This window comes from Actinomycetospora sp. C-140, assembly GCF_054796175.1.
The window spans coordinates 126,999-148,743 of record NZ_JBTWNF010000010.1; the positions used below are offsets into that span (position 1 = coordinate 126,999).

At 76.7% G+C, this 21,745-nt stretch carries 19 protein-coding genes; 7 read left to right on the top strand and 12 right to left on the bottom strand.

Annotation, left to right across the window (positions count from 1 at the left end; genetic code table 11):
• Positions 1–229: 229 nt before the first annotated feature.
• Positions 230–1,027, top strand: coding sequence for an enoyl-CoA hydratase/isomerase family protein (locus ACR9E3_RS17930; protein ID WP_460381853.1), 798 nt, complete (start codon positions 230–232; stop codon positions 1,025–1,027).
• Between the two features lie 5 nt (positions 1,028–1,032).
• Here ACR9E3_RS17930 and ACR9E3_RS17935 read toward each other — a convergent pair whose 3' ends face one another.
• Entirely contained in the window at positions 1,033–1,371 is a 339-nt protein-coding gene (locus tag ACR9E3_RS17935; protein ID WP_460381855.1) for a hypothetical protein, read from the bottom strand.
• Positions 1,372–1,416: 45 nt separating this feature from the next.
• Here ACR9E3_RS17935 and ACR9E3_RS17940 point away from each other — a divergent pair, with 45 nt between their 5' ends.
• Together ACR9E3_RS17940 and ACR9E3_RS17945 are read left to right on the top strand one after the other, a co-directional pair.
• Entirely contained in the window at positions 1,417–1,983 is a 567-nt protein-coding gene (locus ACR9E3_RS17940; protein ID WP_460381857.1) for a TIGR03086 family metal-binding protein, read from the top strand.
• Complete coding sequence (locus ACR9E3_RS17945) at positions 1,980–2,612, top strand: polysaccharide deacetylase family protein (protein WP_460381859.1); 633 nt, start codon at positions 1,980–1,982, stop codon at positions 2,610–2,612. The genes ACR9E3_RS17940 and ACR9E3_RS17945 overlap by 4 nt, the downstream gene beginning before the upstream one ends.
• A 15-nt stretch (positions 2,613–2,627) precedes the next feature.
• On the opposite strand, the gene ACR9E3_RS17950 is transcribed toward ACR9E3_RS17945, so the two are convergent.
• The gene (locus tag ACR9E3_RS17950) at positions 2,628–3,890 is read right to left on the bottom strand and encodes an AI-2E family transporter (protein WP_460381861.1); all 1,263 of its coding nucleotides are present in this window, start codon (positions 3,888–3,890) and stop codon (positions 2,628–2,630) included.
• Between the two features lie 89 nt (positions 3,891–3,979).
• Between ACR9E3_RS17950 and ACR9E3_RS17955 the strand changes: the two genes are divergently transcribed.
• Positions 3,980–4,927, top strand: coding sequence for a hypothetical protein (locus ACR9E3_RS17955; protein WP_460381864.1), 948 nt, complete (start codon positions 3,980–3,982; stop codon positions 4,925–4,927).
• A gap of 12 nt (positions 4,928–4,939) precedes the next feature.
• Positions 4,940–5,458, top strand: a complete 519-nt coding sequence (locus ACR9E3_RS17960; protein ID WP_460381866.1) for a DUF1269 domain-containing protein — start codon at positions 4,940–4,942, stop codon at positions 5,456–5,458.
• A gap of 76 nt (positions 5,459–5,534) precedes the next feature.
• Here ACR9E3_RS17960 and ACR9E3_RS17965 read toward each other — a convergent pair whose 3' ends face one another.
• The 6 genes from ACR9E3_RS17965 to ACR9E3_RS17990 all read right to left on the bottom strand — a co-directional run bounded on the left by ACR9E3_RS17965 (position 5,535) and on the right by ACR9E3_RS17990 (position 18,033).
• Positions 5,535–5,807: a hypothetical protein gene (locus tag ACR9E3_RS17965; RefSeq protein WP_460381868.1), complete on the bottom strand. Its 273-nt coding sequence runs from the start codon at positions 5,805–5,807 to the stop codon at positions 5,535–5,537.
• Between the two features lie 58 nt (positions 5,808–5,865).
• On the bottom strand, positions 5,866–8,607 hold the full coding sequence (locus ACR9E3_RS17970; protein WP_460381870.1) for a LuxR C-terminal-related transcriptional regulator: 2,742 nt from the start codon (positions 8,605–8,607) through the stop codon (positions 5,866–5,868).
• A gap of 117 nt (positions 8,608–8,724) precedes the next feature.
• Positions 8,725–11,496: a LuxR C-terminal-related transcriptional regulator gene (locus tag ACR9E3_RS17975; RefSeq protein ID WP_460381872.1), complete on the bottom strand. Its 2,772-nt coding sequence runs from the start codon at positions 11,494–11,496 to the stop codon at positions 8,725–8,727.
• Complete coding sequence (locus tag ACR9E3_RS17980) at positions 11,490–12,806, bottom strand: MFS transporter (RefSeq protein ID WP_460381874.1); 1,317 nt, start codon at positions 12,804–12,806, stop codon at positions 11,490–11,492. The genes ACR9E3_RS17975 and ACR9E3_RS17980 overlap by 7 nt, the downstream gene beginning before the upstream one ends.
• Positions 12,803–15,382 carry a LuxR C-terminal-related transcriptional regulator gene (locus ACR9E3_RS17985; RefSeq protein ID WP_460381876.1) on the bottom strand — a complete coding sequence of 860 codons (2,580 nt, stop codon included), beginning with the start codon at positions 15,380–15,382 and terminating at the stop codon, positions 12,803–12,805. The genes ACR9E3_RS17980 and ACR9E3_RS17985 overlap by 4 nt, the downstream gene beginning before the upstream one ends.
• 284 nt (positions 15,383–15,666) lie before the next feature.
• Positions 15,667–18,033, bottom strand: coding sequence for an arylsulfatase (locus ACR9E3_RS17990; RefSeq protein ID WP_460381878.1), 2,367 nt, complete (start codon positions 18,031–18,033; stop codon positions 15,667–15,669).
• Positions 18,034–18,175: 142 nt separating this feature from the next.
• On the opposite strand from ACR9E3_RS17990, the gene ACR9E3_RS17995 reads away from it, so the two are divergent.
• Entirely contained in the window at positions 18,176–18,442 is a 267-nt protein-coding gene (locus tag ACR9E3_RS17995) for a hypothetical protein (protein ID WP_460381879.1), read from the top strand.
• 3 nt (positions 18,443–18,445) lie between these two features.
• Here the strand turns inward: ACR9E3_RS17995 and ACR9E3_RS18000 are convergent, their stop codons facing one another.
• Genes ACR9E3_RS18000 through ACR9E3_RS18015 form a run of 4 tightly spaced genes read right to left on the bottom strand, consistent with a single transcriptional unit; the run spans position 18,446 to position 20,019 of the window.
• Entirely contained in the window at positions 18,446–18,709 is a 264-nt protein-coding gene (locus tag ACR9E3_RS18000) for a DUF3040 domain-containing protein (protein WP_460381880.1), read from the bottom strand.
• Positions 18,709–18,945: a hypothetical protein gene (locus ACR9E3_RS18005; protein WP_460381881.1), complete on the bottom strand. Its 237-nt coding sequence runs from the start codon at positions 18,943–18,945 to the stop codon at positions 18,709–18,711. The genes ACR9E3_RS18000 and ACR9E3_RS18005 overlap by 1 nt, the downstream gene beginning before the upstream one ends.
• 12 nt (positions 18,946–18,957) lie before the next feature.
• Positions 18,958–19,530 carry a potassium channel family protein gene (locus ACR9E3_RS18010; protein WP_460381882.1) on the bottom strand — a complete coding sequence of 191 codons (573 nt, stop codon included), beginning with the start codon at positions 19,528–19,530 and terminating at the stop codon, positions 18,958–18,960.
• A gap of 21 nt (positions 19,531–19,551) precedes the next feature.
• The gene (locus tag ACR9E3_RS18015; RefSeq protein ID WP_460381883.1) at positions 19,552–20,019 is read right to left on the bottom strand and encodes a DUF7144 family membrane protein; all 468 of its coding nucleotides are present in this window, start codon (positions 20,017–20,019) and stop codon (positions 19,552–19,554) included.
• 220 nt (positions 20,020–20,239) lie between these two features.
• On the opposite strand from ACR9E3_RS18015, the gene ACR9E3_RS18020 reads away from it, so the two are divergent.
• Positions 20,240–21,742, top strand: coding sequence for an MFS transporter (locus tag ACR9E3_RS18020; protein ID WP_460381884.1), 1,503 nt, complete (start codon positions 20,240–20,242; stop codon positions 21,740–21,742).
• Positions 21,743–21,745 lie beyond the last annotated feature (3 nt).

Here is a 21,745-nt window from a genome sequence, read left to right on the forward strand (position 1 = left end):
GCCCGCCAGCCTTGTCCCCGGCGCTGACCAGGGGTAGAGCCGATCGGAGCCACGCCGGTCACGGTCGGGGCACGCTGATCGACAGTCGGGCCGGAAGGGGACATCGGTGCTGGTGCCCTGACGCCGCGCCCCGTCGCCCGTCCGGTGATCGAGGTGGCTTTTCTGACGTTGGACGTCAGCGTGGACGCCACGCTGACAACACCCCGTGCGTCGCGCAGGATCGCGGTCCATGACGACCCCTCCCGTGACGGTCGCGGTGGACGACGCCGGCCTCGCCGTGGTGACGATCGACCACCCGCCGCTGAACCTCTACGACATGGCGGTCCACGCCTCCCTGCGCGACGCGGTGGCCGAGCTGGAGCGCGCGCAGCCGCGGGCGGCGCTGATCCGGGCCGAGGGGAAGGTCGTCAGCGGCGGAGTCGACGTCAAGCAGATCTTCCACCCGATGGCGCAGGCCGGGGACGTCGAGGGCGGCACGGGCATGTTCGCCGAGCTGGTCGAGACCGGGCGGCGCCTGCACCACCTCCCCTTCCCGACGGTCTTCGCCGCGCACGGGCTGACCCTGACCTGGGCGTTCGAGGTGGCTCTCGCGTGCGACCTGATCGTGGCGACGCCGCGGGCGTCGTTCGGGCTGATCGAGGCGACGGTCGGGCTGACCCCCGCGATGGGCGGAACCCAGCGCCTCGCCGCCCGGGCCGGCATCGGGCGCGCCCGGTACTTCGTCATGACGGCGGGCCGGTTCGGCGCCGAGGAGATGGAGCGCTGGGGCGTCGTCGACCGTCTGATCCCCGAGGACGGTTTCGACGAGGCCGCGCGGGCTCTGGCGGCGTCGCTGGCGGCCGGCCCGACCCGGGCGCACGCCGCGACCAAGGAGATCCTGCGCGCGTTCGCCGAGGACGGGCTCGAGGCGGCGAACGAGGTGACCCCGCGCGCGGCCGGCGACCTGTTCGCCACCGCGGACCTGGCGGGCGCGATGACCTCGTTCGTCGAGGAGGGCCACGGGAAGGCGACCTTCCGCGGTGCGTGACCCGGTCACTCCTCGAGGCGCATCCGCCACGCGTCGGTGATCAGCTCACCGAGGCGCTCGACCTCCACCCGCGGCAGACGCAGGAGCACGAGCGGGAGCCGGTCGTAGGGCGGGGTGAGGAAGAACAGGTCGGGCTCGCCGAGCGCCAGGGCCTGCCGCTCGGCGTCGTCGCCGACGTAGAGGACCGCGACGTCGGTGCGCAGGACCCGCCGCCCGCTGCTGCGGTCGGGGTAGGACCAGACGAACCCGCGCCCGCGCACGCGGAAGTCGAAGCCGTCGGAGTCGATCTCCTCGACGCCGTCGAGACCGAGAGCGAGACGGCGGACGTCGTGCACGTCGGCCATGACCGTTTTCTCTCACGCGGTCGCGGCGCGTGCCAGGGTGGGTGCGTGCCCGCCGACGCCCGCGCCCTCCTGCCGGGGGCCATCGACCGGTTCACCGCCCGCGTCCACGCCGTCGGTACCGACCGGTGGGGAGCCCCGACGCCGTGCTCGGCGTGGAGCGTGCGCGACCTCGTCAACCACCTGTGCGCCGAGCACGCGTGGGCGCCGCACGAGCTGGCCGGCGAGTCGATGGAGGACGTCGGCGACCGCTACGACGGCGACCTGCTCGGCGACGACCCCGTGGGCGCCTGGGACAGGACGGCGGCCCGCTCCCGGCCGCGCTGGACCGCCACGGCCGAGCACGCCGCGCGGGTGCACACGATCTTCGGCTGGATCCCGGTCGAGGAGTACGCCGAACAGATGCTGCTCGACCTGACGGTGCACGAGTGGGACCTGGCGCGCGGCGCCGGGCTGGACGAGCGCGTGGACCCGGCCGGGGTCGAGCGCGCGCTGGCCTACCTGGACGGCACCCCGGTCATGCTCTCCGGCCCCGGCCTCTTCGCCGACCCGGTGGGCCCGCGCGGCACCGGGCCGCAGGACGTCCTGCTCGCGAGGGTGGGCCGCCGCTCGTGATCCCCCTCGCGCGGGCCGCGGGCCCCGTGCTGCGCGGCCGGGTCCTCTTCGCCGTGCCCACCCGGGCCCCGCGGTTCGCGCTGACGGTCGACGACGGCCCCGACCCCGTGACGACCCCGGCGCTGCTCGACGTCCTGGCGCGCCACGGCGCCCGCGCGACGTTCTTCGTCCTCGGCGAGCGGGTCGAGCGTCACCCGGACCTCGCGCGCCGGATCGTCGACGCGGGCCACGAGCTCGGGAACCACACCTGGCGCGACGAGCCGAGCTGGCAGCTCCCGGAGGCCGCGTTCCGCGCGAGCCTGCGCGCCACCCAGGAGACGCTCGCGGCCCACGGCCCGGTGTCGTGGTTCCGGCCGGGCTCCGGGTGGCCGAGCGCGCCGCACCTCGCGATCGCCGAGGAGGCGGGCCTGCGCTGTGCGCTCGGCAGCGCGGTGGCCGTCGCCGGTTCCGGGGCCGGGACGGCGGGCACGGCACCGTGGCTCGACGCGGTCGTCCGGCGGGGGTCGGTGCTCGTGCTGCACGAGGGTGCCGGACGCGCGGCCGTCGCGGCGACGGCCGAGGGCCTGCTGGCCCGCACCGCCCGCCGCGGCCTGACCGCGGTCACCCTGTCGGAGCTGGCCCGACCCTGACCCGCGGCGCCGGCCTCACACCGGCTGCGCGGCCTCCGGCGGCCCGGGGCTACGGGGCGCGGGCGGGATCCCGGGATCGGTGTCGGTCCCGTCGTCGGTCCCGGCGTCGGTGTCCTCCCCGGCGTCGGCCCCGGCCTTCGCGTCCCGGCGCTTCTGGCGCCGCGACTTCTTGTCCGGATGCGGGCTCGCCGCCCCGATCAGGGCGTCGACCCAGCGGGCCCGGGGGTCGCAGTCGACCAGGACGGCCTTGACCAGCAGCGTCGCGGGGATCGCCAGCAGGGCGCCGAGGCCGCCGAGGATCCAGGCCCAGAACAGCAGCGCCACGAACGTGATGGTCGTGGAGAGCCCGACGGCGTCGCCGGTGAAGTGTGGCTGGATGAGCGACTGCACGATCGCGTTGAGGATGCAGTAGACGATCAGCACCGCGAGCCCCAGCTGCCAGCCGCCGACGAGCAGCCCGAGCAGCGCGGGCGGGATCACGCCGATGATGAAGCCGATGTTGGGGATGAAGTTCGTGATGAACGAGAGCAGCCCCCACAGGATGACGAGCGGGATGCCCATGATCGCGAGAGCCACCGAGTCGAGCACCGCGACGATCAGGCCGAAGACGGCGGTCACGACGAGGTAGCGCCGGGTCCCCGACGCGAAGCTCAGCAGGGCGTCGACCATGTGCGGGCGGTCGGCGCCGATCGCCTCGAGGCGCCGGCTCGCGCCCCCGGCCTCGGCGATGAGGAAGAGCAGCAGCGCGAGGACGAACACGAGGCTCGTCAGGGCGCCGCTCAGCCCCGAGAGCACCCCCCCGACGGCGTTCAGGACCTGGCCCACGTTGACCGACGAGGCCGCCGCCCGGGCCTGGTTCGGATCGAAGCCGACCTTGGCGAGCGCGTTCGTGACCGAGTGGGTGAGCGCGTCGATCTGCTGGGAGTACTGCGGGATCAGGCCGACGAGGCGTCCCACCGACGCCACGAGCACCCCGACCAGCCCGATCACGATCCCGAAGATCACGATGACGAGGGCGAGCACGGTCGACCACGCGGGGAACCCGGCGCGGCGCATCCAGCCCTGCAGCGGGGCGACGGCGATCACGATCACCAGCGCGAGCAGGATCGGCGCCACCAGCCACGCCGCGGCCTGGAGGCCCGCGATGATCACGACGATCGCGGCCGCGCCGAGCAGCAGCATCAGGTCGCGGGGGATGCCCGCCGGCCCACCACCGGACGCGGACGTGTCCGCCGGTGGGTCGGTGCCGGCGTCGCGCGCCGAGGGGGGAGTCGACATGCCCCCGGACGGTAGGAACGCGGCCCGGTGTCCGGCTCACCCGCAGGGGGTGAGTGCTCCCGGACGCCCGCTGCCTAGCGTGGCCGGGGATGACCACGTCCCCGCCGAGCGCGCCCGCGGACGAGGCCCCGCCGCCCTGGCGCGACCGTCTGCGGGAGACGCGCACGCGCTACGAGAGCTCCCACGTCGGGCGGCTCCAGCGCCGGATCGTGGAGGTCCAGCTCACGAAGCAGGCGCTGATCCTGGCCGCGCTGGCGTTCATGCTCGTGGTGCCGGCGCTGGTGACGCTCGCCGCGGTGGTGCCGCTGGGGCGCCCGGGCGGCGCGCTCGAGGGGTTCGTCCAGCGCGCCGGGCTGACGCCCCAGGCCACCCACGACCTCCAGCAGCTCTTCCCCACGACCACCACGGTCTCGGGCGCCACGACGAGCATCGGGCTGGTCCTGACGGTGATCCTCACGGTGCGGTGGCCCCTCGCCCTCCAGCGCGGCTACGAGCTCGTGTGGGATCTGCCGCACCGGGGCGTGCGCTCGCTGTGGCGCCCGCTCGCCTGGCTCGGCGGGTTCCTCGTGTTCGCCGGGGTGCTGGCGGTCGTCGAGCCGGTGGTCGACCGGGACGCGCGGCTCGTGCTGGTGGTGGTCGTCGGGACACCGCTCGCGGTCGCGTGGGCGTGGTGGACCCAGCACCTCCTGCTCGCCGGGCGGGTCCCGTGGCCGCGCCTGCTGCCCGGCGCGATCCTCATCGGGATCGGTCTGGTCGGCCTGCGGCTCGCCGCGACGGTGGTGCTCTCGCCCGGGATCACCTCGCACTACCGGCAGTACGGACCACTCGGCATCGTCTTCGTGATCCTCTCCTGGTTCGTCTCCTTCGGCGTCGTGATGCTCGGCGGTGCCCTGGTGGGCCACTTCGTCGCCGTCGGCCGGCTCGGCGTCCCCGCCGAGGGGCCACCGGTCCCGCCGTCACCCGGCGGGGATGAGGCCCGTGCCGACCGGCGGGACGAGAGTCCGGGCGAGCCGACCGCACCGGCTCCCGGAATCTGAGGAGGACGACCGATGGCGACGTTGACGGCGTGGAAGTTCCCGACCCCGGAGGGCGCGGAGGAGGCCCTCACGACGCTCGAGCGCCTCCAGAAGGAGGAGCTCATCCGGGTGGAGGACGCGGCCGTCGTGACCTGGCCCGCCGACCGCAAGCGGCCGAAGACCCGCCAGCTGCACAACCTCGTCGGCGCCGGCGCCCTCGGCGGCAGCTTCTGGGGCATGCTCTTCGGCCTGATCTTCTTCGTGCCCCTGCTCGGCCTGGTCGTCGGGGCCGCGGCGGGCGCGGCGGCGGGCTCGATGAACGACGTCGGGATCGACGACGACTTCATCGACGACGTGCGCTCGAAGGTCACGCCGGGCACGTCGGCCCTCTTCGCCCTGACGTCGAACGCGGTGACCGACAAGGTGGCCGAGGCGTTCCGCGGCCATCACGGCGAGCTGCTGCACACGAACCTGTCGAGCGAGCAGGAGGCGCGGCTGCGCGAGGTCTTCGCCGAGAGCGACGCCGAGGACCCGGCGTCGGTCAAGGCCTGAGCACCACCGATCACCGCCCGCCGGTGGGGGAGCGCCCCCGCCGGCGGGCCGTCGTGCGTCGGGGTCGGTCCGCCGGTCACCCGTCGTCGGGGTCCCGGGTCTGCCGCAGCGAGACGAGCTCGAGGCCGAGCGACTGGATCCGGTCGAGCACCCCGTGGACGTCGTCGTCGTCCTGCGACCAGCCCGTGAGGACGGTCTCGGCCGGCACCTCCTCGACCGCGAGACCGGGGAAGGCGGCCCGGGCCCGGTCGGACAGGCGGCCGCTGACCCGGATCTCGAAGCGTCCCGCCACGGCCGTCTCCTCGCCGCCGGAGTGGCCCCGGCGGCCACCGTCCCCACCGATCGTCACGGCGGGCACCCCCGGGAGCCTCATCCCGGCCAGGTGAACGGCACCCCCGGAGACCGGCTCAGACCAACAGCCCGCGCTCCTGCGCCCGGGACACGGCGCCCCGGCGGGTGGAGACGCCGAGCTTCGCGTAGATCGACCGGATCTGGGTCTTGACGGTGTTCACCGAGACCACGAGCTCCTGCGCCATCGACGGCGCGTCGAGCAGGGACGGCAGCAGCGCGAGGACGATCAGCTCCCGTTCCGAGAGCGGGGGCGCCGCCTCGGTGGTGACCGCGGCGCAGGCCGCCGCCACGCGGGCGGTGAACGGCGGGCTCCCCGCCGGGGCCCGCTCGAGCAGGCGCGCCCGGGTCCGGGGCCCGGCGAGGGTGAACGGGCGGAGGAGGTCACCAGGGCGGGCCGCGTCGAGGGCCGCGTCGAGCGCCGTGTCGGCCCGGGTCGGGTCCCCGCCACGCAGCGCGGCCTCGGTCTCGACCAGACCGGCCTCGACGCGCACCGTGGCCGGCACGCGACGCTCCCGGGACAGGGCGAGCACCGCGGCGCGGGCCGCCTCCCACCGCCCGGTCGCCGCGTCCGACCACGCCGCCACCAGCTCGCCCTCGCTGCCCCCGCCCGCGCGGCGGGCCAGCCACGCCGCGACCTCGCCGGCCGCCCGCAGGTTGCCGAGCAGCAGCGCGTCCCGGTGCTCCAGCAGCGCGAGAGCCCGGGCGACGGGACGCGGGAGCGCCGCGTCCCCGAGCGCCGCGCGGGCCGCCCGGGCCTCGGCCACGCCCTCGCCCCGGCGGCCGAGGTCGCCGATCGCCGCGCCGTGCACGGCGTGCAGGGCGTAGCGGTCGCCGGCCGCGAGCGGGTCCGGGGCCGCGAGCGCTTCGGCGCACCGGTCGGCGGCGCGGTCGGGCGCGCCGCGGAGCAGGTCGGCCCAGGCCCGCAGGGCGACGGTCCGTGCGGTCCGGGCGGACGCCGCACCGGGGCTCCGCGGCACGCGACGGGCGGCGTCGAGCGCCGCGTCGGCGGCGGTCGTCGCGCCCGCGGGGTCGCCCTCGAGCACCGCCGCGAGCGCCAGCTCGGCGAACGCACCCATCGTGAGACCGGCGAAGCCGCCGGCGCGGGCCAGGGCGAGCGCCCGGTGCAGCTCCGCCCGGGCCTCGGCGGCGTCGCCCGGCGGGGCACCGGCGAGCAGCGCCGTGCCCTGGGCGAGGTGCAGCAGGCCGGCCACGGCCGGGTCGGTGGGCGCCGCGACCGCGAGCGCGGCGTCCACCGTGTCCGTCCTCCCCGCCAGGTCCGTCAGGTCCGTCGCGTCCGTCGTCGACAGGCCGAGCCCGGCCGCCGCGCCCGTGGCCACCGGGTCGAGCCCGGCCGCCGCCCCGAGCAGCTCGGCCGCCGCGGCCAGGGCCGCGGTCTCCGGGTCGGCGTCCGGCCCCGGGACCCGCTCGGCCCGCTCGGCCCGGGCCTGCCGCAGCGGTGCGGCCGCGGCGGCGACCTCGCCCGCCTCGAGGTGCGCGAGGGCGGCGATCAGCGGGAGGCGGGCGTCGTCGGTCGTCGGTGCGGCGTCGGGGGTCCCGGGACCCCCGAGACCGCCGGGACCGCCGAGACCACGCAGCGCCCGGCGCACGGCGGGCAGCTCGCCGTGCAGCAGGAGCGGGACGCCGACGCGGCCGAGCAGCTCGGCGGTGAGGTCGGGGTCGTCGGCCCGCTCGGCGTGGCGCAGAGCGTGCGCCGGCTCGCCGTGCTCGGCCCACCACTGTGCCGCGACGGCGTGCCGGTGACGGAAGCGGGCGGGCCGGCTGCGGGCGAGGTCCGCGGCGAGGTGCGAGCGCAGGAGGGCGTGCACGTGGTGCTCGCCGGTCTCGACCCGCTCGATCATGCCGAGCCCGTGGGCGATCTCCTCGAGCCTCCGGGCGATGTCGGCGTGGCCGCTCAGGGCGACCGCCAGCGGGTCCGGGAGCCGGCGGCAGACGCTGAGGTCGCCGAGCAGGTCGCGGTCGTCCGGGGGCAGGCCGTCCAGCATCTCGCCGCCGAGGTAGTCGGCGACCGAGCGCTCGTCGCCGGAGAACCGGGCGAGGAAGGCCCGGGTCCCCTCGGCGCCGCCGTCGCGGCGCAGCGCGAGCACGGCCAGCCGCAGCCCGGCGACCCAGCCCTCGGTGCGGCGGTGCAGCGTCGCGGCCTCCTCGGCGTCGAGGGTGACGCCGCAGGCCGCCGCGAGGGCGACGGCGTCGCCGGGCGAGAACCGGAGGCCGTCGGCGCGCAGCTCGCACAGCCCGCCCTCGACGCGGAGCCGGGGCAGGCCGACGGCGGGGTCGGAGCGCGCCGCGAGCACGAGGCGCACCCCGGCGGGACGGTGGCGCACCAGGCGGGCGAGCGCGCGGGTCCCCGTCGTCCGCGCGGCGAGGACGTGGACGTCGTCGAGGACGAGACGGATCGGGTCGGGCAGTGCCCCGAGCCCGTCGAGCAGGGCGTCCACGGTCTCGTCCGCCGCGGTGACCCTGCCGTCGAGACGGTGCAGCGGGCTGTCGGCGGGCACCGCTCCGGAGCCGAGGACCGCGGCGAGCACCGCCGACCAGAACCGGTCGGGGTCGGCGTCGTCCCGGTCGAGGCCCACCCAGGCCGTGGGTGTCGCGGCCGGGCCGTCGCCGTCCCGGGCCCACTCGGCCAGCAGGACGGTCTTCCCGCTGCCGGCGGGGGCGATCACCGCGACGAGCTGCCCGGCGTCGGCGGCCTCCAGGCGCCGCCACAGCGCCGGCCGGGGAACGCACCACGCGGGCAGCGACGGCACGGCCGTCCTGCTCGCGGGAATCCGGACCATCTCGCGACCTCCGCTCAGCGCCTCGCCCAGACACGGAGCGTGTCGCGCGGCCGGATGAGACGGCGTCCTACCGCGAGGATGAGGCGAACGGGGGAGGTCGCCCCGCGAGGTGGTGACTCAGAGCAGTCCCAGGAGGCGCGCACGGTGGACGGCCTCGCGACGGCCGGTCACGCCGAGCTTGCGGTACACGGCCCGGTGGTGGGTCTTCACGGTGTTCACCGAGACGTAGAGCTCGGCGGCGATCTCGGCGTTGGACAGGGTGCTCGCGAGGTAGCGCAGCATCGTGGCCTCGCGTCCCGTCAGGGGCTCGGCGGGGCCCGCGCGGCGGCCCCCCGGGTCCGGGGATGCGCCGGTGAGGCGTTCGAGGAGGTCGACCGCGAACGAGGCGGCCGCGCTGCCGCGGTCGACGCGCCGTCGCAGGACGTCGGTGACCGACGGCTCGGCGAGGAACGGCCGGCGCAGGCCGTGGGGGGCGGCGGCCAGCAGGGCGTCCTCGAGGAGGTCGGTCGCGCGCTCCGGGGCACCGGTCCGTGCGGCGGCGAGAGCGGCCACGACACCCGCGCCCGCGCGCAGCCGGGGCAGCGGGCTCGCCGTCGTCCCGCCGAGGAGACCGTCGATCCCGGCGGTCTCCGCGACGTCCCCGGCGCCGGCGAGGTGCAGGAGCAGCCGGGCCGCCGCGACGCGGCCCTCCGGCGTGCGGGGGGTGCCGAGACGTGCGGCGAGCGCGCGGGCCGCCTGCGGGTTGCCGCTGCGGGCGAGGAGATCGGCCTCGCCCAGCCTCCACCGCTCGACCAGGGGACGCGGCGGCACCCAGGACCCGGCGCGCGCGCCCGCGGCGCGGAGCACGGCGAGCGCCTCCTCCCGGTCGCCGGTGGCGTCGCGGAGGGCGGCGAGCGTCAGGGCGCGGGCCAGCAGCACGTGCGGCTCGGGCGCGAGCTCCTCGACGTCGGCGAGTCGCGCGAGCCAGCCGTCGGTGTCGTCGAGCTCGTCGCGGTCGACGGTCACCCGCGCCAGCGTCAGGTAGGCCGGGCCGACCTGCGGGGACCGCTCCCACCCGGCGTCGCCGGCCGTCGCGACCACGTCGTGGGACCGCTGCACGGCGGTGTCGAGGTCGCCCCGCTCGCAGGCGAGCAGGGCGAGGTGGGCGGCGGCGTTGACGCGGGGGAGCGTGGGCGGTCGCCCGGCCCCGGTCTCGTCCACGGTCGCCCGGAGATGCCGATCGGCGGCCTCGAGATCCCCGGTCCAGAGCTCCGCCGTGCCGAGGTTGTTCAGCACCACGGTGGGGACGATCGCCGCCTCGACCACGCCCCAGCCGTCGAGCAGACCGACGTCGAGGGGCACCGAGCGGTACGACCGGGCCGCCACGTCGAGATCGCCGTCGGCGCGGGCGTGAGCCCCCTCGACGAGACCGTGGTAGACCGCGAGCCGCCGACGGCGGGTGTCGTCGAGCGCGGTCGCCGCGCGGCGGGCGGCCGCGACGAGCTCCCGGACACGGGTCGTGTCGCCGCCGGCCACGCGGGCGCCGGCGAGCGCCGTCGCGAGCTCGGGGCGGCCGTGCAGCACGGGGTCGGGGACGCCGTCGAGGATGCGGGCGACCTCGTCGGCGGACCCGCGCAGCACGAGGGGGACCACGTGCGCGCCGGCCACCTCGGCGGCGAGCGACCACAGCTCCCCGCGGACCGCCGAGCGCAGCGCCTCCAGCGGCATCCCCTCGCGGCGGAACCACTCCGCCGCCCGGCGGTCGCGGTCGCGCCGGGCCCGGCGGGGGCCCGGGCGGGCCCGCAGGAGGTCGAGCACCAGGCGGTGCAGGCGGTACCACCGGCCGGGGTGGTCGAGGGCCTGGACGAACAGGTGCGAAGCGGAGAGCTCGGCCAGCCGCTCCTCGCCGTCACCGCGCCCGGTCAGCGCGTCGGCGAGATCGGCGCACACGAGGTCGACGACGCTGATGCACTCGAGGAAGGCGACGAGGTCGGGCGGCTGGCGGCCGAGGACCTCCTCCAGCAGGTAGCCCGACACGCTGTGGGCGTCGCCGGAGAAGGCCGCGACCGCGGCGTCGACGTCCGGCCGGGTCGCCAGGTCCAGGGCGGCCAGACGCATCCCGGCGGCCCAGCCGCCGGTGCGGGCGACCATCTCGCGGACGTGCCCGGCCTCGGCCGGCACGCCGAGCTGGGCGAACAGGGCGGCGGCCTCGTCGTCCCGGAACGCGAGGTCGTCGGGCCGGACCTCCGCGAGCAGGCCCGCGAGCCGCAGCCGGGTGACGGGCCAGGGCGGATCCCGGCGGGTGGTGGCGACGAGCGCCAGGGCGGGTACGGGGCGCTCCGCGAGACCCCGGAGGCCGTCGTGGACCGCGGCGGAGGACACCTCGTGGAGGTCGTCGAGCACGAGGACCACCGGCCGCTCCGCCTGCCACAGCGCGTGGGCGAAGACGCCGGGCAGCTCCTCGGGAGCGGTGCCGCGGCCGCCGAGCCGGCGCAGGGCCGCCGCGGTCGCCGGGCCGGCGCGGGGGCCGACCGCCCGCGCGAGCGCGGCCCAGAAGGTCGCGGGGTCGTCATGGGCGGGGCCCAGCGTCACCCAGGCCGCCTCGCGCCCGCCGGCTCCCGCGGCGAGCCACGAGCCGACGAGCAGCGTCTTGCCCCATCCCGCCGGGCCGACGACGAGGGTGACCGCCGCCTCGGCGGCGGCGTGGTCGAGCAGCGCGTGCAGGCGCGGCCTGCCGACGACGTGCGTGGCGACCGGGGCGGCGTGCTCCGGGTCGCTGCGCCGCGCGAGGGGATCCGGGCCGTCGGGGCGGGGCGGGGTCGTCGGGGTCGTCGGGGTCGTCGGGGTCGTCGGCGCCGCCCAGGGTCCCTCGATCACCGGGCCGTGGGGCTCGGCGGGGGAGGTCACCACGGTGCCACCTCCCCGCCACCGCCGGGCCCGCCCGACCCCGCCCCGGCGACCGGCCGGTCGCCCCGGTCCGGCCCGACCGCGGCCCGGTCGTCGCGGTAGGTCCGGCCGGCCCTGGCGAAGGCCGCGGCGGCCGCGACCCCGAGCCCGGAGACGAGGGCGAGCGTGGTGCCGAGTCCGAGGGCGTCGGCGAGGGCGCCGGTGAGCACCGGGCCGACCGCGAGACCCAGCAGGTTCTGGGCCACCACCAGCACCGAGACCGCGGTGGCGCGGACGCCCGGGTGCGTCACGTCGACCACCGCGGCGGCCGCCGGCCCGACCGCCGCCGTCACCGCCGCCGACCCGAGCACGACGAGCACGAGCTGGCCGGGGCCGGCCGGCACCACGGCGAACGCCGGCACGAGCAGGGCGCTCGCCGCGAGCCCCGCGAGGAGGGGGGTGCGCAGCCGGGCGTGCGGGTCGCGCCGCGCCGACCGGTCGGCGAGCAGGCCCGCGACCACCGTGCCGACGACCCCGGCGAGCATCACCACCGCCGCGAGGCCGCCCGCGGACGCCGGGGCCAGCCGGAGCTCGCGCTCGAGCAGGGTCGGCAGCCAGGTGTAGAGCGACGAGGCGATCACGAGCAGGAGCGCCATGCCCGCGACCGTCGCGACGACGGTCCGCGTGCGCAGCACGCCGGCCACGGCCCGGGGCCCGCGCGCGACGGCGGGCACGGTCGGGTAGTCGCGCACCCGCAGCACGGCGAGGGCGAGCAGCAGGCCGGGCACGGCCAGGATCCCGACGGCCCAGCGCCAGCCCCACTGCGCGGCGACCGCGCTGCCGAGCGCCATCCCCACCACCGTGCCGAGGGGACCCGCGGCCTGGAACGCGCCCAGCACGGCGGCGCGGCGGCGCGCCGGGAAGAGGGTCGCGAGCAGGGCGCCGCCCGCGGGGCCGTACCCCGCCTCGCCGGCCCCGACCCCGATCCGCGCGGCGAACAGCGCGGCGGGGGACGCCGCGAGCCCCGACGCCGCCGACGCCGCGCTCCACACCGTGCCCATGACCGCGATGGCGCGCACCCGGCTCCACCGGTCGACGAGGGCGGCGACCGGCAGCGCGCCCACGGCGACGGTCAGGGTGACCACGGACACGAGCGCGCCGAGGACCGTGTCGTCGAGGCCCCACTCCTGGCGCAGGTAGGGGAAGGCGGCCACGAGGACCTGGCGGTCGGCGAAGTCGAGCAGCATGAGACCGCAGAGCAGGACGAGGACCACGCGGGGCGGGCCCGCGCCCTCGGTCACGGTCGTCCCGGGCGAGCCGGGTGGGCCGGTCATCCCAGGAGGCCCTGCTCGTGGGCGACCAGGACGGCGTCACGACGGGTCGTGACGCCGAGCTTGCCGTACAGGGCCCGGACGTGGGTCTTGATGGTGTTGATCGAGACGTCGAGGTCGCCGGCGATCTCGTCGAGACTCTCGAGCGAGGGCAGGCGGGCGAGGACGTCGTGCTCCCGCCCGCTGAGCGCGATGCCGGCCGTCGACGTGGCGCCCGCGGCGAGGGCCCGGGCGACGAAGCCCGCCCGGGCCGCGCCGGCCGCGAGCTCGTCGACCAGCAGCGCGCGGACCGCCGGGTCCGCGTACGCGAACGGGCGCAGGGCGTCGAGCGGCTCGGCGAGGTCCACGGCGCGCCGCGCCGCGGTCCGGGCGCCGGGGCGGTCCTCCCGCGCGAGGCGCCCACGGCTCTCGACCAGCCAGGCCTCGACCTCGAGCGCGTCAGGCGTGGATCGCGTCCGCCGCGCCAGCAGGGGGGCCACGGCCCGGCGGGCGGCGGCGTGGTCGGCGGCGGCCGCCGCGCCCCACGCGCGTACCACCGCGGCGGCCGGGCTGCGCGGCGCGCGACCGGCGAGCCACGCGGCGACCGCCATCGCCGCCGTCGGGTGGCCGAGGGCGAGGGCGGCGCGGTGCTCGAGGAGCGCCGCGACCTCCGCGAGCGCCGTCGGGACGGGCGCGTCGCCCAGCTCGGCCCGCGCGGCCTGGAGCTCGAGGAGACCGGGCGTCCGGTCGCCGAGGTCGAACGCCGCCCCGCCCCGGGCGACGCGGACGGCGAACCGGACCGCGGGGATCGCGGCGACGCCGCCGTCGTCCGCGCCGAGCGCCGCGTCGGCCGAGGAGCGCGCCCGCACGGGGTCGCCGCGCAGCAGCGCGGCGTGGGCGTCGACGGCGCGGGCCGGCGCCGTCCAGGGCGCGACGGCCGGCCCGTCCGCGTCGGGCGCCGCGAGCACCCGGTGGGCGGTCTCCCGGGCCCGTAGGACGTCGCCGGCCGCCCACAGGGCGACGGCGAGCAGCCCGCGGCCGCGGTGCGCCAGCACGTCGAGACCCTGCCGGTGCGCCAGCGCGAGGCCGGCCCCGAGCTCGGCGCGGGCCCGTCCCGGGTCGTCGGCGAGCAGCGCGGCCGCGCCGCGTCCGACCCGCACCGTCGCGGCGAGCGCCGGGTCGGCCGGGACGCCCTCGGCCGCCGGCACCGGCAGCCGGCGTCCCAGCATCCGCTCGGTCGCGGCTCGGAAGGCGACCGCGGCGGCCGTGTCGGGGGCCGCCGGGCGCGCCCGGCGGGCCCGGCCCAGGGCGGCGCGGACGCCGGCGGGGTCGCCGCGGGCGAGCCGGACGTGGACGGCGACGGTCGCGAGGCGCAGGTCCGGGCACCCCTCGGGCCCGGCCGCGGCGAGCGCGGCGGCGAGCGGCTCGTGCTCGCCGCGTCCCGCGAGCCACGGGCCCCAGCGGCCGACGAGCCCGGCGACGACCGCGGGGTCGCCCGACGCGGCGGCGTGGTGGATCGCCCGCACGGGGTCGCCGTGCTCGGACCACCAGCCCGCCGCGGTGGCCTCGAGCCCGGCCGCGACCGCCGGGCCGCGCCGGCCCAGGTCGGCCACCAGGTACGAGCGCAGGAGCTCGGGCAGCAGGTACGGGTCGCCGCGGGCGCCGGTGCCCGCGACGAGGCCGGTGTCGCGGGCGAGCTCGTCGAGCAGCTGGGCGGCGTCCTCGCGTCCGGCGAGCGCCGCCGCGAGACCGGCCGGGACCCGCCCCGCCACGCTGATGCGCCGCAGCACCTCGACGTGCGGCGCCGCGAGCCCGCCGAGCACCTCGTCGACGAGGTAGTCGGCGACCGGGCGCTCGTCGCCGGAGAAGGACGCGAGGAAGCGGTCGGGGTCCGGGTGGCCGCGCAGGGACAGCGCGGCCAGGCGCAGTCCGGCCACCCAGCCGCCGGTCCGCTCGTGCAGCACGGCGACCTGCGCCGGGTCGAGCGCCAGCCCGCAGGCCGACACGAGCGCCGCGGTCTCGTCGGGCGAGAACTGCAGGTGGGCGGCGCGCAGCTCGGTGACCCGCTCCTCGAGACGCAGGCGGGGCAACGGCAACGCCGGGTCCCGGCGGCCGGCGAGCACGAGCCGCAGCCCCGGGCGCGCGTCGCGCACGAGCATCTCCAGCCCGCGCCGCGAGAGCGGGTCGGTGACGTGCTGGACGTCGTCGAGCACGAGCCGCACCGGGGCCGGCAGGCCGGCGAGCGCCTCGGCCAGCTCGCCGAGGAACTCCGGGGCCACGGTCGACCGGGAGACCACCAGCCGGTGCAGCCGGCTCGACGCGGGCACCGCCGGCAGCGCGGCCAGCGCGGCCAGCACGGCGCTCCACAACCGTCGCGGGTCGCTGTCCTCCGGCTCGAGACGCACCCAGGCGGTGCCCCGGCCGTGGTCGTCGCCGACCCACGAGGCGAGCAGCGAGGTCTTGCCGAAGCCCGGGGGCGCGGACACCAGGACGAGGTCACGGTCCGCGCCGCGGGCGAGGGCAGCCTCCAGGTCCCGGCGCCGGACGTGCCCGGCCGGGATCACCGGTGGACCGGTGCGCGACCGGCCGACCTGCGCCATGCGGCGTCCTCTCCGGGTCGTGACGCGCGCCGTCGCGCCGGTGCGGTGGTCGTCCGTTCGCCCGGGTGGTCGGCGCCACGGACGCTGGCCACGATCACGATAGGAACTGTCGGAGCGGCCGGGAAGCAGGCAACTCCCTGGTTCCCGGCGGCCTGCGGACGCAGGTCGGCGGACGTTCGGAGCAGTGCGCCACGGCCCGGAAACGCCTGGTCACGGGTGGTCCCGTTGTGCGCGATCAGCCTGGGGGACCGACGGCGTGACCGACGGCGTGATCGGCGGCGGGACTACTGCCGCGCCATCGCGACGCGCAGCCGTTCCTCGGGGTCGACGTGGTGGTCGTGGTCGTCCTTCCCGACGTCGAGCTGCACCCAGTGGATCCGTCCGGTGAAGCGGCTCGTCGGGCCCGTGTAGTCCGGGCTGACCGGCGTGCCCTCCTCGCGGCCGATGTCCGTCGTCTCGTCCGCCGAGAAGATCATCGGCTGGGTCATCTCCACCCGCCCGGCGCCGACGGCGGTGCCGTCGACCCACAGCGACACGTCGCCGCCCTTGGCCAGCCCCCCGCCGTCGTAGGCGAACTCGGTGCGGACCTGGTGCACCCCGCCCGGCACCGGTTCGTCGGCGCGCGTCGTGAAGATCCGGATGCCGAGGACGTTGTAGCAGAACGTCAGGCGGCCGTCGTGGAGGTACACCGACCACCCGCCGAACCGCCCGCCCTGCGCGATGACCACACCCTGCGCGCCGCCGGGCGGCACGTCGACCTCCGCCGTCACGGCGTACGACCGGTTCTTGACGTTGACCACGCTGTTCTCGGAGAGCCGCCCCATCCCCGGGAAGAAGAGCTGGGAGTCGCCCTGGATCAGGGTCGGACGGCCGGCGAGGGTCGGGTTGATCCGCTCGGAGAGGCGGTCGTCGAGGGGGAGCACGCCGTACTTGGTGGCCTCGATGAGCCAGAGCCGTCGGAGCCCGGCGAGCACCTCGGGCTTCTCCGCGGCGAGGTCACGGGCCTGGCTGTCGTCGCTGTGCCCGTCGTAGAGCTCCCAGACGTCCTCGTCGAACGGCGGCGGCCGGTGGCCGACCATGAGCCAGGGCGTGCGGTGCTTGGTCACCGCGCTCCAGCCACGGTGGTAGATGCCGCGGTTGCCGGCCATCTCGAAGTACTGCAGGTCGTGGCGCTCCGGGGCCTCGGGCTCGGTGAAGGTGTAGAGCATGCTGGTCCCCTCCATCGGGGACTGGAGCACGCCGTTGACGGTGGTCGGCTCGGGGATCCCGGCGGCCTCGAGGACGGTCGGCGCCAGGTCGATGACGTGGGTGAACTGCGAGCGCACCCCGCCGGGGCCCGCGGTACCCCGCGGCCAGTGCACCACCGTCCCGTTGCGGGTACCGCCCCAGTGGGACGCGACCTGCTTGGTCCACTGGAACGGTGTGCACATCGCGGAGGCCCAGCCGACCGCGTAGTGGTTGTAGGAGGTCGGCGAGCCGAGCTCGTCGCACTTGCTGCGCAGGAACTCCGGGGTCTCGAGGGCGGCCATCCCGTTGAAGTTGGCCATCTCGTTGAACGCGCCGTTGATCGTGCCCTCGGCGGAGGCCCCGTTGTCGCCGATCACGTAGAAGATCAGGGTGTCGTCGAGGATGCCCAGGTCCTCGAGGGTGTCGACGAGGCGGCCGACCTGGTGGTCGGTGTGCTCGAGGAACCCCGCGTAGACCTCCATCTGGCGCGCCAGCACCGGCTTGAGCTCGTCGGGCATGTCGTCCCACGCCGGGATCTCGGCGCACCGCGCGGTCAGCTCGGCCTCCGGCGGGATCACCCCCGCCGCCTTCTGGCGGGCGAACGTGCGCTCGCGCGCGACGTCCCACCCGTCGTCGAACTCGCCGCGGTAGCGGTCCGCCCACTCCCGCGGCACGTGGTGCGGGGCGTGGGTGGCGCCGGGGGCGAAGTACACGAAGAAGGGCCGCTGGGGCATGAGCGCCTTCTGCTGACGCATCCAGCTCGTGGCGTGGTCGGCGAGGTCCTCGGTGAGGTGATAGCCCTGCTCGGGGGTCGCCGGCGGCTCGACCGGCGTCGTGCCCTCGTAGAGCGACGGTTCCCACTGGTTGTTCTCGCCGCCGATGAACCCGTAGAACGCCTCGAAGCCCCCGCCGCCGGTCGGCCATCCGTCGAACGGGCCCATCGGCGAGGTCTGCCAGGCCGGGACCTCGTGACACTTGCCGAACTGCGCCGTCGAGTAGCCGTTGAGCTTCAGCGTCATCGCCAGCGGTGCCTTGGTGTTCGGCCGCAGCGAGGTGTAGCCCGGTGCCGCCGTCGCCGCCTCGGTGACGCTGCCCATGCCGACCGAGTGGTGGTTGCGGCCGGTCAGCAGCGCCTGGCGGGTGGGCGCGCAGAGGGCCGTGGTGTGGAAGCGGTTGTAGCGCAGACCCCGGGCCGCGAGCCGGTCCGCGGTGGGGGTGCGGCACGGGCCGCCGAACGTCGACGAGGCCCCGAACCCGACGTCGTCGAGCAGGACCACGACGACGTGGGGCGCGCCGGGCGGGGGGAGCAGCGGCTCGATCGGGGCGAAGGACGTGTCGGGGTCCTTGGCGTCGTAGGTCGTGAGTCCGGGAGCCGGCCGGTCCGGGATGGGCAGCATCGCGCGCGCGTGGCGGTCGGGCGTCATCCCCCGACCGTCGCCGGGCCGTTCCCGATCGGGATCACCCCGGCTGGATGAACGACGCCGTCCGGGGGTGCGGGCCACCCTCGGCGGGTGAGGTCCGGCCGTCCCGCGAGCCGCCAGGGTGGGGTGAGCCCGGGGAGGACGGATGACGGACCGGTTCTACGAGTTCCGCGTCGACGGGTGGCTGCCCGCCCACGCCCGTGACGCGTTCTGCGACATGGACGTGGACATGGACGTGGACGTGGACGTGGACATGGACGTGGACGACCGCGCCGAGGAGATGCGGCCCGGCGTGGTGCTGCGGGGAGCGGTGATGGACGACGCCCACCTGCACGGCATCCTCGAGCAGTTGCGCCTGTTCGGGCTGCGCGTCGTGACGGCGCGTCCGGTGCCCGCCCGTCCCGAGGGATGACGATCAGTCGCGACGGGGGCGCCGCAGGGGCCCCCGGTACCGCAGGACCAGCAGCGTCGTGAGCGTGGCGACGACCAGGGCCTGACCCGGGAGGGCCAGCCAGAGCAGCCCTATCACCAGCAGCGCCCCGACGACGCCCCCGACCCAGGCGATCACCAGCTGCCGGTGGGAATGGCCTTCCCGCAGGAGGCGGTCGAGGTCCGGGTCCGCCCGGGTGAGCGCCCGTTCGGTCTCCTCGAGGGCGTGGCGTTCGGCGTCGTCGAGCATCACGCCACCTCCAGCCCTTCGCCGACCTCGCGGAGCACCCGGTGGTCGTGGTCGCGGGCGAGCACGTGCCCGACCCCGACGGCGAGCGCCACCGGCCAGGCCACGACCTCGGCGGCGGCGAGCCCGCCGAGGACCACCACGAAGGCGAGCGTCCCGGTGGGCGGCCACCCGACCGGACCCAGCAGGGGCACGTCGACGTGCCACCCACGGCTCGGAGGGCGGATCGGTGTCGTCATCGCGACGGCTCCTCACGGGTCGGGGGTGTCGGGGATGTCAGGGGTGTCAGGGGTGGCGGGGTCGGGGGTACTGCGCCGGGACCGTCCGCGGCGGACCGCCTCGAGCGCCGAGTTGACGACCAGCCCGAGCACCAGGAGGTCGGCGACCATCTGGATGGTCACCAGGATGCGGGCCGTCGGGCTCACCGGAGCGATGTCGCCGAAGCCGACGGTCGCGAACACGGTCACGGTGAAGTACAGGCCGTCGACCCGGTCCAGGGACTCGCTGAACGTATCGGGCCGTGCCGCCGCGACCACCACGTACGTCGTCGCGAAGAGCAGTAGGAACAGCGGGATCGCGCTCGCGAAGGCCTCCACTGCCCGCAGGCCCGGGTAGCGGGCGCCCACGATCGCGCGGAGCTGCCAGACGATCATCGCGACCAGCGCGGCGAACCCCGCCAGGAAGAGGACCAGCGTGCCCGTGTCCTCCTGCGGGCGCAGGGGCGCCGCGAAGTACACGACGACGAGGAGCGCGACAGTGGCCAGCGACCGCGTGAGGACCAGCGTGATCCGGCGCCACGACGGCCCGTCGGCCTCCACGACCACCCCCGCACCCCGATGCCGCGATCAGGCGTCGGCGCCCTCGCCCCAGGTGACCATCAGCGCGTAGATCACGACGATGTCGAGCACGATCAGCACCAGCGACCAGAACGGGTACGCCGGCATGAAGGCCAGCTGCACCACGGTGTTGATCGCCAGCAGGGTGATCCCGACACCGCGCGCCCACCCCGGGGCGTTGCCGATGAGGGCCAGGCCGGTCGCCAGCACGAGGATGCCGATGAGCAGGTGGATCCAACCCCACGCCGTGAGGTCGAAGAGCAGGACCCCGGCGCCCGTGAGCGTCACGTAGGTCGGCGAGAACAGGGCGAAGAAGCCCTCGACCACGGCGAACGCGCCGATGATCGTCATCATGACGCCCGCGAAGCGGACCCATCCCATCCAGGCGGCTGAGCGCACCGGGGCGGCGGACACCCCGTTCTCGGTCCGGGGCATCGACGACCCCGTCATCGGCGACGGGATCTGCTGTTCGGTCATGGTCTCCTCCAGACACACGTCGGATCGCTGTGGCGGAACGGTGCTCTCTCGACCACGGCCGGACCTCACCCGCGACGGATGAGAGCGCCCGACCGGGCCGGGAGCCGCGGGTCTCGACGGTGGGCGCGCCCTCACCCGCGGCGGATGAGGCGCCCACCCCCCGGGCCGTCCGAGGCTGGGGACCCGGCCGCGGGGCGTGGCGGGGGAGAGGGAGGTCCGGATGGAGGTCACCGGGGCGGCGACCGCCCGGGTCGGGCGTGCCGCGGCCGCCGGCGCGCTGGGCACGAGCTGCCTGTCGACGTTCGTGGTCAACGCGAACACCTCGGCGGTCAGCATCCTGCTGCCGTCGATCAGCGCCGACCTCGGAGCCTCGATCGACCTGCTGCAGTGGGCGGTGACCGGCTACCTGCTGGTCGGCGCGGCCACGATCGTCACGTCGGGGGTCCTGGGCGACGTCTTCGGTCGCCGCCGCCTGTTCATCGCCGGCCTGGTGCTCTTCGTGGCCTCGTGCGTGCTCATCGCCCTCGCCCCCACCGGCGAGATGGTGGTCCTGGGCCGCGTCGTCCAGGGCGCCGCGGGGGCGGGGATCCTCGCGACCGGTCTGAGCCTGCTGTCGGTCGCCACCGAGGGGCCGGCGCGGATGCGGGCGGTGACGCTCTGGGGCGCGGCGTCGGCGGCGGGGGCCGCGGCCGGCCCGGTGCTGGGCGGCGTGCTCAACGAGGCGACGGGGTGGCAGGGGCTGTTCTGGCTCGACGCCGCCATCGCCGCGGTGTGCGTCCCGTGGGTGATCGCGACCGTGCCCGAGTCCCGGGACCCGGACCGCCCGCGGTCGGTGGACTACGCCGGCACGGTGCTGGTGGCCGCGATCCTCGCGCCCCTGGTCTTCGCCGTCACCGAGGGCGGCACGTGGGGCTGGGCCTCCGCGGCGACGATCGGGTGCTTCGCCGTCTCGGCCCTCGCGATCGTCGGCTTCGTCCTCGTCGAGCGCCGGGTCACGGCGCCCCTGGTGGACCTCGCCCTGCTGCGCAACCTGCTGCTCGTCGTGTCGACGATCGCGATCCTCATCGGCGCCGGCGCGATCGCCGGGATCTCGTTCCTGATCAGCCTGTACTTCCAGAGCCCGGCGGCGTTCGGCATGAGCAGCCTGCAGGCGGGTCTCGCGTGCCTACCGGTCGCCCTGGTGGTCGTCGTGGCGGCGCCCGCCGTGACCCCGTTGGCGCACCGGTTCGGCGGGCGCTCGGTGGTCGTGGCGGGCTTCCTCCTGCTGACCGGGGGCTTCGTCCTGCTGACGTTCGTCGGTGCCGGGTGGACCTACCTCATGTTCCTGCCCGGGCTGCTCGCGGTCGCCCTCGGCCTGAGCCTGTCGAACGGCCCCGCGTCGTCCGCCGCGACCGAGTCGGTGCCGGCGGCGCAGGTGGGTGCGGCGTCCGGGATCTCGAACATGGCCCGCTACGTCGGCGGTGCCGTCGTGACCGCCGTCGTCGCCGGGCTGTACACCTCGGTCGACGCGAACCAGACCGCCCAGGGTGCGTCCCCGTCGGACGCGCTCGCGACGGCGTTCTCGGCGTCCTGCCTCGCCCTGGTGGTGGTCAGTGCGCTCGGCATCCCGCTCGCGCGCCGGGCCGGGCGCCGGAAGAAGCCGACCGCGGTCGAGCTCGCCGCGGCCGCCGCGTCGATCAGCCACACGCTCCCGGTGCACGACGCGGTGCCGGTGCGCGCCTGAGCG